Below are 13,145 nucleotides of genomic sequence, written 5' to 3' on the forward strand. Positions count from 1 at the left end.
TTGCTAGGAATATATGCTTGTCCAAAAAAAAAATGCCTATTTAGGCATTTTTTCGTTTTTATTTTTCTTTCGGTTTTGGAACTTCTTTAATCGTTAAGTAAAGAACAATTAAAACAACTGCGATATAAATGAATGTTGAACCAGGTACAACAATTTTGAATAGATCCATAATCATAAAGAAGATTGTTGGAATTGTGTAGCTGTATGCAGTTAACGTCCATACTTGCTTATAAGATAATTTACGTTGACCGCTCATAGCAGAACCTATAAACGCAAGTAAAGTAATTCCTAAGAAAGTAATAAACAATTGGAATAGATATACTAACACGCCGATAACAGCTAGTAAAATTGGATAAATACTATCGAATACAGAAATGAAATCTTGCAAGTCTTTCTTCTCAAGAGATGTCCCTAATAAATCATTATAGGAGTATGTTTGTGTTTGACCATTTCCTATAGAAACTACTTTATCTTTTAAAATAAATAAACCAGTTTTGTTTTGATATGTTTCTATATCTGTTGTATTGGGATCAAATACGAAAAGAGCATCTCCTTCTTCCTTTAGAATAGGTTGTTCAATATCTGCTTTTAGTTCACCGTTTTCGATTTTAAAATCAGGTAAATCTTTTTCAATTGCTTGATTTACCATGGTAACACTATCTTGAATAAAGCTGCCGTAAAAGAATGTTCTTGGAATAGTAGTGATTAGACAAAGTAGCATAATATACAAAATGGTTTTTCCGATTTTTTGAAAACGGAATAACGCCATATCTTTAGGCGAATATACGCTTTTTGCTAATTGGGTAAATATGGACATAGATTCACTTCCTTTATGTATGTATAAAATCATTGTAACGTAGGAATCTAGAGAATCTCAAGATATATTATATTTACATATAGTGGAGATAACTAAATTTCTTTTTATTAATTTTCTTCTTTTATATGAGAAAAATACAATTGACACTTTTCTTTGCCATATGGTAAATTTATCTTACATTTCTTAAAGGATATATCCGATAGGAATTCCTTTATTTGATATGTTGTTACATACATAATTGTGGACCCTTAGCTCAGCTGGTTAGAGCAGACGGCTCATAACCGTCCGGTCGTAGGTTCGAGTCCTACAGGGTCCATATCCATTTCGCATGTTTATTATGTCAGTGGGAAGCTTCCTTGTAGAAGGGAGCTTTTTTTACGGAATATATGAGCATTTTAATTGAAAAGAAGTGGGATTTTTGCTACGTTAATGATAGCAAGACAATGTGATTTATTTGTTTGCACCCTATGGCAATTAGGGTAGAATGAAGTTGTATGTCACTTAAGTGGCAATACATAAACTGGGAGGAATATAACAATGGCAAAACACGAATTACCAAATTTACCTTATGCGTATGATGCTTTAGAGCCTCACTTTGACAAAGAAACAATGAACATCCATCATACAAAACATCATAACACTTACATTACAAACTTAAACGCTGCTTTAGAAGGTCATGCAGAATTAGCTGACAAAAGCGTAGAAGAATTAGTTGCAAACTTAAACGAAGTACCAGAAGCAATCCGTACAGCAGTACGTAACAATGGTGGCGGACATGCTAACCATACATTCTTCTGGACAATCTTATCTCCAAACGGCGGCGGACAACCAGTAGGCGAACTTGCAACTGCAATTGAAGCGAAATTCGGTAGCTTCGATGCATTCAAAGAAGAATTCGCAAAAGCTGGCGCAACTCGTTTCGGTTCTGGTTGGGCTTGGTTAGTAGTAAACAATGGTGAGCTAGAAGTAACAAGCACGCCAAACCAAGATTCTCCTCTAACTGAAGGTAAAACTCCAGTTGTAGGTTTAGATGTTTGGGAACATGCTTACTACCTAAATTACCAAAACCGTCGTCCTGACTACATCGGTGCATTCTGGAACGTTGTAGATTGGAACGCTGCTGAAAAACGTTACCAAGAAGCAAAATAATTGTAATAACGATAGAAAAAGCTAGGAGAATGCTCCTAGCTTTTTTCTATGCTTCCTTTTACATAATTGGGCTTGTCTTTGGAAGACTAGAACATGAAGTAAAGGAGAGTTGTGTATGAAGTGGAAACATATAATTGGTGACGTTGAAGTGAATCGGGATTTAGTGTTGTTGCTCCTTATTGGAGGTTTATACACGCTCGCAATTTCTTTATCGAATACGTTTGTTAACATTTATTTATGGAAACAAACACAAAATTATGTGAATCTTGGCTTGTATAATTTGGCCAGCGTTGTATTACAGCCTCTCACATTTCTTATAGGTGGGAAATTAGCGAAGCGTATTGATCGCTCAATCTTGTTACGAATAGGCGTAGGCACGTTAGCTATTTTTTTTATCGTTGTTTTAGTAGCGGGAAAAAGCGCTTCTCACTATATTTTATTAATGGGGGCTCTTTTAGGAGTCGGATATGGTTTTTACTGGCTCGCGTTTAACTTATTAACATTTGAGATTACAGAACCAGAAACAAGAGATTTCTTTAATGGGTTTCTTGGACTTCTTACATCCTTCTCTGGCATGATTGGACCGATAGCAGCTGGATACACAATTTCACGTATGGAAAAATGGAGCGGCTATACGGTCATATTCTTTCTTTCGTTAGTGTTATTTGCAATTGCTGTTATTTTAAGCTTTTTTGTATCTAAGAGAGAATGTGAAGGACGGTATGAAATTGTACAAGTATTGAAAGAGCGGCAGATTGATAAAAATTGGGGAAGAATTACACGTGCTCATTTTTTCCAAGGGTTGAGAGAGGGAACGTTTATTTTTGTGATTTCCGTGTACGTGTATTTAGCGACGGATAGCGAACTCGCCTTAGGAAAATATAGCTTAGTAAATTCTGCTGTATCATTTGTATGTTACTACTTAGTCACTCGTATGTTAAAGAAAGAGTGGCGGAAAAAAGCAATTTTGCTTGGAGGCATTATTTTATATGCTGTCGTATTTTTAGTTATATTCGACGTTACATACGCAAAATTACTTATTTATGCAGCGTGTATTGCGGTTGCATACCCTATTTTGCTCGTTCCGTACGGGTCCATGACATATGATGTAATTGGCAGAGCGAAAAATGCGAGAGAGTGGCGTGTAGAGTATGTAGTTGTCCGGGAATTATGGTTAAATGCAGGAAGAATTTGTTCGATTTTAAGTTTTTTATGTGCTGTATTATTCTTTCCGCCTGAAAAAAGTTTACCTTACTTATTATGTATTTTAGGTGCAGGACATTTCCTTATTTATTTTGCAGTTAAAAATGTCAAATATGATGAGGGAAATGCAAGTAAAACAAGTGTTGTAAGGCAAGGGACTGCGCAGAATCAAACAGAACCAGAAGGTTAACTTCTCGGTTGTTTTATGCTAGAATAGAAAAAGATGTAAGACAGCAGTGAGGACACCTGTATGAAGGTGTCCCTTTCACATTACATAGCTGTTGGTAGAGGGGGTTTGTATGAGCAAGAAGCAGAAACAACAAAAGAAAAAGACTCACGTTCCTTTTCGGTTAAACGTGCTGTTTTTCTGCGTGTTTTTAATGTTCTCCGCGGTTATTGTAAGGCTTGGATATGTACAAATTGTTCGCGGTGAGGAATATAAGAATGAAGTGGAGAGGAAAGAGAACTCGACGATAAGTAATCCTGTACCACGTGGGAAAATATTTGACCGTTATGGGCGAGCTGTAGTAGATAATGCAGCTGTACGTACGATTACATTTACAAAAATGAAAGGGTCAACTGCAGAGGCTCGCTTAGAAACAGCGGAAAAGTTAGCAGATTTGATTGAAGTCCCGACAGATAAATTAACAGATCGCGATAAAAAAGACTATTGGCTTGCTACGCACAAAGAGGAAGCTAAAGAAAAAATTACGAATAAAGATCGTCAAGAGTTAAAAGATAAAAAAATTGACGATAAAGAAGTAGATGAGCGTCAACGAAATCGCGTGACAGAAGAAGAAGTGAATCAATTATCCGCAAAAGATTTAGAAGTGCTAGCGATTAAAAGCAAAATGGACGGCGGATATGCGATGACGCCACAAGTCATTAAAAAGGATGCTACAGAAAAAGAATACGCGATTATTAGTGAAAATCTAGCAACATTACCGGGTGTAGATACAAATGTTGATTGGGATCGAAAGTATATTTATGATGATTTATTCCGAAGTGTACTTGGCGGGGTGTCAACGTCTGATGAAGGTTTACCGAGAGAAAGACTAGATTACTATCTTGTTCGTGATTATAATCGAAATGACCGCGTAGGGAAAAGTTATCTTGAGCAGCAATATGAAGATAGTTTGCACGGTAATAAAGCGGAAGTGAGAAATATTACAGATAAAAACGGTAATATTTTAGAAACGATTAATGTATCAAAAGGGCAAAGTGGTAACAATCTGAATTTAACAATTGATATGGAATTACAAAAGCGTGTAGAAGAAATTATCACTAAAAATTTATTGAGATATAAAGGGGGACAACCTCTTTTAGATCGTGCATTTGTTGTAATGATGAATCCGAAAAATGGTGAAGTTTTATCTATGGCAGGGAAACAGTTAGTGGAAGAAAATGGCGAAACGAAAGTGCAAGATTTCGCATTAGGAACGATGACAAGCTCTTATCCGATGGGATCAACTGTAAAAGGTGCGACGGTACTTACAGGATATCAAACAAATGCCATTCAACCAGGTTCCTACCAACTTGATGAACCAATCGTATTGAAAGGAACGCCGAAAAAATCTTCTTGGAAGACGATGGGATCTATTAATGATTTGACAGCATTAAAAATGTCTTCTAACGTTTATATGTTTAAAACGGCGATGAATCTCGCAGGTGTTCAATATGTGAGAGGTGGTACGTTAGATATACCACAAAAAGCATTTGATACGATGCGTTATTATTTCGGACAGTTTGGACTTGGTGTGAAAACAGGTATTGATTTACCGAATGAATCAGCGGGCCAAACAGGTAAAGGAATTCAGCCAGGTTTCTTATTAGATTTATCAATTGGACAGTATGATACGTATACACCACTTCAATTAGCGCAATATGTTTCAACAATTGCAAATGGTGGTTACCGTATGCAGCCGCAAGTTGTGAAAGAAATTCGTCAACCGGCAGTGAAACCAGACGAAGTTGGAAAAGTGGTTCATTCAATGGAACCGAAAGTACTAAATCGTATTGATATGCCTGAATCACAAATTAAACGTGTTCAAGAAGGATTTAGACAAGTATTTAACGATTCTGGTGGTACAGCTACGAAATACTTTACAGGTGCACCATATAAAGCTGCTGGTAAAACAGGTACAGCTCAAACTGTGTATGGCGGAGATAAAGAGATAGGTAGAAAGGCAAACGGTGAGCGTAAAGAAACATATAACTTAACGTTAGTAGGTTATGCGCCACTTGAAGACCCTGAAGTAGCATTTTCTGTTGTTGTACCTTGGGTGGATGATAAATCAGGTATTAACGGATATATTAGTCGTGATATTATGGACGCGTACTTTGATTTGAAAAAAATAGAAAATGGCGAAGCTTCAAAAGAGGAAATAGATAATAAAAAGAAAAAGAAAAATCAAGATCAAGATGACGAATAAAAAAGTTGTAAAAAAAGCACACTATCTGAAAAGATAGTGTGCTTTTTTTTATGGTTCATGCATACGTTTTAATAAAATGGACAAGCATATCATATCGGAAAATTGAGGAATCTCACAAATGATATGTATGTATCTCCTCTGAAGGAGAACGGTTTTATAGACCAATCATCAGTGAAGATGAACGGTGGCTACGGATTCAAGTTTCCCCTTATGTTGATTCTTGTGGAACTTTACAAAACTTTTACAAACAATTAAAACCGAATTAATAGTTTAGCAGTATTCTTATATCTGTAATCCTGTTATTTCCGGTTACTTCTAGGAGGAAGAACACGTGAAATGGATAAGTGCATCGATTAAAGTTTTCATGCTGTCGACATGTTTTCTTTATGTTGGCACGTCTACTGTATTTGCTGTGAATGAAATGGGAGAAGTGAGAGTTGATGGATCCTCAACAGTTTTCCCTATTATAGAAGCAGTAGCGGAGGAATATACAAAGGCGCATCCAAACGTGAAAATTTCTATCAGTGTTTCTGGAACAGGAGGAGGATTTAATCGTTTCAGTAAAGGAGAAGTAGATATAAATAATGCTTCGAGAGCAATGAAACAAGTGGAAGAAAATGAAATGAAGAAAAACTCTATTCAGTTTACACCGTTTGAAGTCGCTTACGATGGTCTTACGATCGTTGTGAGTCGCCAAAATACTTGGGTAAACAATATGAAGGTAGACGAGTTACGTCTATTATGGAGTGAAGATGGAAACGAAAAGCGATGGTCACAAATTCATTCTTCATGGCCACGTGAACAGGTGAAGTTTTATGCGCCAGGTGTAGACTCTGGTACGTATGATTATTTTCAAAATGTCATCTTACAAAATAGTCGCATTGTAAAAAAAGTCTCTTTGTCTGAAGATGATCAAGTTATTATGCAAGGGGTAATGAATGATAAAAATGCCATTGCTTTTGTAGGATATGCTTATTATATGGCCAATCGAGATAAGGTGAGAGCAATAAAAGTGAATGGTGTACTTCCGACGAAAGATACCATTCAATCAGGTAAGTATAAGCCATTATCTAGGCCACTATTTGCTTATGTGAATGATGCATCTATCCGAAATAAAATGAATGTAGCAAATTATATTGAGTTTATGATTCAGCATGTTGGTAATCTCGCTGAAGAGGTTGGATATGTAAAATTACCAAAAGAAAAATATAATGAACAGCTGCGGATGTTAACAGAAATAAAAAGGTAATGTCAGGGTGGAAAGGGGTTTTCATCTTTGGCTCATAATGACAAAAGTCAAATTACATTTTCTGTACAAAATTTGATTGAAAGAAATACAAAACAAAGAAAAAAAACGCAGCGAATCAATCGAATAGTTCCGTTATTACTAAAAATAATTGCTAGCGTGTCTATTGTAACGACACTTGGAATTATTTTTACATTGGCAAATGAAACAATGATGTTTTTTCAAAAAATACCATTACACTCCTTTTTGACGGGAAAAGAATGGTTACCTTTTTTTGAAAATCCTAAATTCGGTATATTACCACTTATATGTGGAACGTTCCTTGTAACAGCAATTGCCATGTTCGTAGCAATTCCTATCGGTTTAGCGTGTGCCGTATTTTTAAGCGAATATGCTTCAAGCAGTGCAAGGAAAGTATTAAAACCGATGTTAGAACTATTAGCAGGTATCCCGACAATTGTATATGGTTTTTTTGCATTAACAGTTGTCACACCACTTTTACAACGGATTATACCAGATTTACAGTTTTTTAATGCGATTAGTCCAGGTATTGTTATTGGCTTTATGATGATACCTACAATTGCATCTCTATCTGAAGACGCGATGAGAGCTGTAGCGAAAGGAACGAAAGAAGCTTCGTTAGCACTTGGAGCAACTCGGTTTGAGATGGTAAAACAAGTCGTGTTTCCTTCGGCTTTTACAGGGATTATGGCAGCAATCCTATTAGCTGCTTCCAGAGCAATTGGCGAAACGATGATAGTTGTAATTGCAGCGGGATCCACGCCGAATGTATCGCTCGATCCGACACACTCTATTCAAACGCTAACAGCCTATATTGTGCAAGTGAGCTTAGGTGATGCTCCGCATGGAACAATTACGTATTACAGCATGTATGCTGTAGGCGCAACGTTATTCTTGTTTACTCTTATAATGAACATCATTTCACACTCTATTATGCGCCGCTTTAGGAGGGTGACATAATATGCGAATGTTGAATCATAAAAAAATACAAGAAAATATGGCATCACGTTTTTTTAAAGACCGAGTTTACAAGTTGTTATTTTATATAGCAATTTTGTTTTCAATAGTAATACTGCTTATTTTGCTTTTTCAAATTTTTGAAAAAGGTATAAGTTACCTTTCGTTAGATTTCTTTACAAACTTCGCTTCGCGTAATCCGAAAGAAGCTGGGATTGCTGCAGCTTTGTCAGGAACAATATTATTTATGAGTATTGTTATACCAGTCTCCTTTATATTTGGAGTTGGAACTGCTCTTTATTTGGAGCAATATGCGAAGGAATCTATATTTAAAAAGGTAATAGAAATTAATAATCAAACGTTAGCAGGAGTACCTTCCGTTGTATTTGGATTACTCGGCTTAACTATTTTTGTATATGCTCTTCATTTAGGAGAGAGTATTATTGCGGCGGCACTGACGATGAGTTTACTCGTTTTACCGACAGTTGTTGTAGCGAGTCAAGAAGCGATACGATCTGTACCAAGTTCATTATTAGAAGCCTCTTACGGATTAGGTGCTACGAAGTGGCAAACGATGTATCAAATTGTATTGCCATCTGCTTTCCCAGGAATTATAACGGGTTGTACGTTAGCGATATCAAGGGCGATTGGAGAAGCGGCACCGCTATTAGTTATCGGGGCACTTGCATTTGCAAATTATGTTCCATTTAGTATGTTTGATAGATTTACAGTTTTACCAATTCAAATTTTTAATTGGATGAGTAGACCGCAAGAAGAATTTCAGTATGTAGCAGCTGCTGGGATGATTGTTTTGTTAGGTTTATTACTCTTTATCAATATATTTGTCTTATGGTTACGAAATCGAAAATAAGTTGGAAATGGATGAAAGGGGAATTCAAATGGTAGCAACAGTAGTAAATGTACAGGTGAAAAACGAGGAGAAAATCGAGACTGCACCAAAGAAAGTAGTATTTGATACGAAAAACTTAAATTTATGGTACGGAGAAGACCATGCTTTAAAAGATATTAACTTAAGCATTCATGAGAATGAAGTTACAGCAATTATCGGGCCAAGTGGTTGTGGTAAATCAACGTACTTAAAAACATTAAATCGTATGGTAGAGTTAGTACCAATCGTGCGAACTACAGGTGTAATTGAATATAGAGAGCGCAATATATTTGAAAAATCATACCCAGTTGAAGAATTAAGAACTCATGTGGGAATGGTGTTCCAAAAGCCAAACCCATTTCCGAAATCTATTTATGAAAATGTAGCATATGGCCCGAAAATCCATGGTATTCGTGATAAAAAAACATTGGATGAAATTGTTGAAAAAAGTTTACGTGGAGCAGCGATTTGGGATGAGTTAAAAGATCGTTTGCATGATAATGCATACGGTTTATCTGGTGGACAGCAACAGCGTCTATGTATCGCACGTTGTTTAGCAATTGAACCAGACGTTATTTTAATGGATGAGCCAACATCGGCACTAGATCCAATTTCAACATTAAAAGTAGAAGAATTAATTCAAGAGTTAAAGAAAGACTTTAGTATTGTGATCGTAACGCATAACATGCAACAAGCGGCACGTATTTCAGATAAAACTGCTTTCTTCTTAAGTGGAGAAGTTGTGGAGTATACAGATACAAATAAATTATTTACGACACCTTCAGATAAGCGTACAGAAGATTATATTACAGGCCGATTCGGTTGATATCGTTGCAAGGCTAAGAGCAAATACCCTCTTAACAGAGGGTATTTCTTATTTTTACCTCATTTAATTAGAGAAGTAATACTTCTCCTATCTTAAGGCTTATTACAAGTAGGCTAGGTAGGAGATCTATATATAATGGCACATAATATTGAGGGGGAAGAAACAATGGTAAGAGAACAGTTTCAATGTGATTTAAAAATGTTACAGCAAAAGGTGATTGAGCTTGGAGAGCTAGCGAGGGAAGCTTTATTGCTTGCTATGGAAGGTCTTCATAAAAGGGATGTAGAGAAAGCGTTAGAGGTAATAGATGGTGATTATCGTATGGATAATTTAGAAGAGGAAATAAATGATCTTGCGCTTATGCTTATTACGAAGCAGCAACCTGTAGCAAGTGATTTAAGAAGGATTTTCATTTCAATTAAAACAGCGACAGATTTAGAGCGTATTGCAGATCATGCTGTTAATATTGCGAAATCAACAATTCGTCTTGGGGAAAAAGAGGTGGTTGTTAGTTTGCACAATCTTGATGAAATGTTTGCAATTGCAAATAAGATGCTACAGTTAGCGCTAGAAGCATATGAGCAAGAAAATTTAACTTTTGCGAAACAAATTGCCGAAATGGATGATTCAGTTGATGAAATATATGGGAAAGCGATTCGTGAATTTATATCTTCAGTTCCAGAACAACCAGAAGCAATTACACAAATTACACAATTATCCTTTGTGGCGAGATATATCGAGCGTGTAGCAGATCATATTACAAATATTGCTGAAAATGTTTTTTATTTAGTAAAAGGAAAGCATTACTTATTAAATGAATAAAGAAAAAAGGCAGGTGAAACATCACCTGCTTTTTTTAGTCAAAACATGACAAAAAAAGCTCGTTGTTTCCTTTAGTTTATGATGATAAGATGTATCATAATATAATGGAAAAAATAGGACATATATGTTGTTCACTTATTAAGGGATATTTTACTAAGTTAATGGTAAGCGCTTTCTTTTGTGGTGTTGAAAAGGTACATGTATATAGGGAGTTTTACTGCCTGTAAAAGCCCGAGTCGAGTGGTCAAGGCTAATAATCAGTGGGAGATGCACAAAATCCCTACTAATTAAAGTTTCATTTTATACTGCTAGTTAATGCGGGGGAGATAATATACATATCGTATATGAAGTTACTGATCATTATATAAGTGGAGGCTGAAGTATATGAAGGGGGTTATTTTAGCTGGAGGAAAAGGACGACGCCTTAGACCATTAACATGTAATACTCCAAAGCCGATGTTACCGTTATTAGAAAAGCCAGTTTTGGAATACAATATTGAATTATTACGTCAGCATGGGATTCGTGAAATTGCAATTACTGTTCAGTATATGAGTACGGCCATTAAGCAATATTTTGGAGACGGTAGCAAATGGGGAGTTAACTTGTACTACTTTGAAGATTCTCCCCCGCTTGGAACCGCAGGGAGTATTAAACAAGCGGAAACATTTTTAGATGAAACGTTTGTTGTGATAAGCGGGGATGCGTTAACTGATTTTCAATTATCAGAAGGAATTACGTTTCATGAACAAAAGAAAAGAATGGTAACTATGTTTGTAAAGGAAGTAGAAAACCCACTCTCATTCGGTTTAGTTGTAATGAACAAAGAACAAGAGGTTACACGATATATAGAAAAACCGAGCTGGAATGAAGTAGTCTCTAATATTGTGAATACAGGTATATATATTATGGAGCCAGAAATTTTTTCTTACATACCGCCCCGAGAGTTTTTTGATTTCAGTCAAGATGTGTTTCCGCTCTTGGCAAATAAGAACGCGTTATTTGCATATTTGTCAGAAGGTTATTGGTTAGATATCGGTACATTTGATCAATATCGACAAGCACAATTTGATTTGTTAACGAAAAAATTGCAAGTACCTATTCCTTACACGGAAGTATTGCCGATGGTATGGATGGGGGAAGGTGTGACGATTGGAAAAGGAACGAAAATTCACGGTCCTTCTTTTATTGGAGAAGGAGCAAAGATTGGTGTTGGAGCTGTAATTGAGCCATACTCTATTATCGGGAAAAATAGTGTTGTTTCAAGTTATTCTCATCTTCAAAAAAGTATTGTTTTTGCAAATGCGCACATTGGTCAGTATTGCGAGCTATTAGAAACGACCATAGGAGAGCATACAATGGTGGAAGATGACGTTACACTGTTTCAAAAAAGCATTGTAGCGGATCATTGTCATATAGGGAAAAGTACGGTAATTAAGCAAAAGGGAAAACTATGGCCATATAAGGCAATTGACAGCTATTCAGTAGTAGGATCGGCTGGTGTTCAAGAAAGTGAAAAGAGTGCAGGATGGTTGCAAAAAAGCCGCATTGTAGGAAGAGGTAATGTTGAAATCACTCCTCAATTTATTGTGAAGGTTGCGATGGCGTATGGATCTCTTTTTGCCAAAGGAGAAAGTATATTAATTGGGAGTCAAGAACATATAGAAACGACTTCTTATAAAAATCTCTTTCTTCATGCGATTCATGGTATCGGGGTTCATACGATGGAATGCAAAGAAATGAACGAATCGCTTTTTCAGTATAGCATTCAGGATTTACAATGTGCTGGTGGGGTTTTCATTCAAGTAGAAAATGAAAAAGAGGTTGTTATAAAGTTATATGGTAAGGATGGGGTACAATTAACGTATAAGCAGCAAAAAGCGATAGAACAAGTATATATGTCTGAGTCGTTTTATTACGTATGTGAGAAAGAAATGGGACGGAATAAGCTAGTCCACGTTTCTTTACATGATTATATAGAGGCTGTATTAGAGCGCGTTGATATTGAGAAAATACAAAAACAAAAGTTTCATCTTCTTATTAATAAGAGGAATGATATGTTACAACATTTATTGATGCTCTTTTTACAAAGGCTCGGATGCACAGTTACATGGATTTATGCGGGCGAACAAAAGGATCATGTGAAAGCTTTGATGAAATCAAGTAAAGCAAATATGGCACTTATGTTTTCAGAGCAAGGAAATTATTTCGAGTTATATGATAATCATAGTAATATTTACCAAGGAACAGATTTTGAAGAGGTGGATATTCCAGATTTATTACTTGAATCGGCAGGAAATATTTACCCGATGTCTTTGAAATTAGGAGAATGTTACCTTCTATTTTATACGCAGGATGAAAAAAAGTCGTTTCAAGCGAGATGGAAGCGAGATATTTTATATCGAATTGGAAAATTATTCGAGTTAATAGCATTGCAGGGGAAAACATTTCTCAGCATAGTAGAGCAATCACCGCCGCTCTATCTACTTTGTGATGAAGTTGTATGTTCATGGAATGAAAAAGGAAAAGTAATGAGGAAATTATTGGCTGATATGGAAAGAAAGGAAGAAGGTATATTTGAAGGAGTACAGTTCAAATATACCGAAAAAGAGTGGTCTTATATCGTTTCTGACACAAAACAACCGAAATTTTTAGTGTATTCGCATGCCAGAAACCCAGTAATAGCAAGGGAAAACATGAAAAATCTTATAGAAAAAATTAGACAATATCAAAAGGTGTAGAATTTTTATTTTAAAAGTGGTATTATAGTATAGTCTGATTTAAG

The 13,145-nt window shown here is 35.9% G+C and carries 10 protein-coding genes and 1 tRNA gene; 10 read left to right on the forward strand and 1 reads right to left on the reverse strand.

The window, feature by feature from the left end; all coding sequences use genetic code 11:
* Positions 1–58: 58 nt before the first annotated feature.
* The gene (locus RBB48_RS02015) at positions 59–817 is read right to left on the reverse strand and encodes a DUF1189 domain-containing protein (protein WP_000021902.1); all 759 of its coding nucleotides are present in this window, start codon (positions 815–817) and stop codon (positions 59–61) included.
* A gap of 242 nt (positions 818–1,059) precedes the next feature.
* Here RBB48_RS02015 and RBB48_RS02020 point away from each other — a divergent pair.
* From RBB48_RS02020 to RBB48_RS02065, 10 genes are all read left to right on the forward strand, one after another.
* A tRNA-Ile gene (locus tag RBB48_RS02020) sits at positions 1,060–1,133 on the forward strand.
* A gap of 221 nt (positions 1,134–1,354) precedes the next feature.
* Positions 1,355–1,966: a superoxide dismutase [Mn] gene (gene sodA / locus RBB48_RS02025; RefSeq protein ID WP_001052034.1), complete on the forward strand. Its 612-nt coding sequence runs from the start codon at positions 1,355–1,357 to the stop codon at positions 1,964–1,966.
* Positions 1,967–2,081: 115 nt separating this feature from the next.
* Positions 2,082–3,359 (forward strand): MFS transporter, encoded by a 1,278-nt coding sequence (locus RBB48_RS02030; protein WP_088064421.1) that lies wholly within the window; start codon positions 2,082–2,084, stop codon positions 3,357–3,359.
* Positions 3,360–3,468: 109 nt separating this feature from the next.
* A complete protein-coding gene (locus RBB48_RS02035; RefSeq protein ID WP_088064420.1) occupies positions 3,469–5,601 on the forward strand; it encodes a peptidoglycan D,D-transpeptidase FtsI family protein in 2,133 nt (710 codons plus the stop codon).
* 331 nt (positions 5,602–5,932) lie between these two features.
* A complete protein-coding gene (gene phoX / locus RBB48_RS02040) occupies positions 5,933–6,850 on the forward strand; it encodes a phosphate ABC transporter substrate-binding protein PhoX (RefSeq protein ID WP_088064419.1) in 918 nt (305 codons plus the stop codon).
* 27 nt (positions 6,851–6,877) lie between these two features.
* Positions 6,878–7,828: a phosphate ABC transporter permease subunit PstC gene (gene pstC, locus RBB48_RS02045; RefSeq protein WP_088064418.1), complete on the forward strand. Its 951-nt coding sequence runs from the start codon at positions 6,878–6,880 to the stop codon at positions 7,826–7,828.
* Position 7,829: 1 nt separating this feature from the next.
* Entirely contained in the window at positions 7,830–8,696 is an 867-nt protein-coding gene (gene pstA, locus RBB48_RS02050) for a phosphate ABC transporter permease PstA (RefSeq protein WP_088064417.1), read from the forward strand.
* A 28-nt stretch (positions 8,697–8,724) separates the two neighbouring features.
* Positions 8,725–9,540, forward strand: coding sequence for a phosphate ABC transporter ATP-binding protein (pstB, locus tag RBB48_RS02055; RefSeq protein WP_000226689.1), 816 nt, complete (start codon positions 8,725–8,727; stop codon positions 9,538–9,540).
* A gap of 165 nt (positions 9,541–9,705) precedes the next feature.
* Positions 9,706–10,362: a phosphate signaling complex protein PhoU gene (gene phoU, locus RBB48_RS02060; RefSeq protein WP_033657724.1), complete on the forward strand. Its 657-nt coding sequence runs from the start codon at positions 9,706–9,708 to the stop codon at positions 10,360–10,362.
* 384 nt (positions 10,363–10,746) lie between these two features.
* On the forward strand, positions 10,747–13,101 hold the full coding sequence (locus RBB48_RS02065) for a sugar phosphate nucleotidyltransferase (RefSeq protein WP_087985250.1): 2,355 nt from the start codon (positions 10,747–10,749) through the stop codon (positions 13,099–13,101).
* Positions 13,102–13,145 lie beyond the last annotated feature (44 nt).

It is taken from the genome of Bacillus sp. MMSF_3353 (genome assembly GCF_030733445.1).
Lineage (GTDB): Bacteria > Bacillota > Bacilli > Bacillales > Bacillaceae_G > Bacillus_A > Bacillus_A wiedmannii.

Excerpts from the sequence above, each read along its gene's own strand:
- RBB48_RS02015 (WP_000021902.1), bottom strand. The coding sequence starts at position 817 with ATGTCCATATTTACCCAATTAGCAAAAAGCGTATATTCGCCTAAAGAT.
- sodA (WP_001052034.1), top strand. The coding sequence starts at position 1,355 with ATGGCAAAACACGAATTACCAAATTTACCTTATGCGTATGATGCTTTA.
- RBB48_RS02030 (WP_088064421.1), top strand. The coding sequence starts at position 2,082 with ATGAAGTGGAAACATATAATTGGTGACGTTGAAGTGAATCGGGATTTA.
- RBB48_RS02035 (WP_088064420.1), top strand. The coding sequence starts at position 3,469 with ATGAGCAAGAAGCAGAAACAACAAAAGAAAAAGACTCACGTTCCTTTT.
- pstA (WP_088064417.1), top strand. The coding sequence starts at position 7,830 with ATGCGAATGTTGAATCATAAAAAAATACAAGAAAATATGGCATCACGT.
- pstB (WP_000226689.1), top strand. The coding sequence starts at position 8,725 with ATGGTAGCAACAGTAGTAAATGTACAGGTGAAAAACGAGGAGAAAATC.
- phoU (WP_033657724.1), top strand. The coding sequence starts at position 9,706 with ATGGTAAGAGAACAGTTTCAATGTGATTTAAAAATGTTACAGCAAAAG.
- RBB48_RS02065 (WP_087985250.1), top strand. The coding sequence starts at position 10,747 with ATGAAGGGGGTTATTTTAGCTGGAGGAAAAGGACGACGCCTTAGACCA.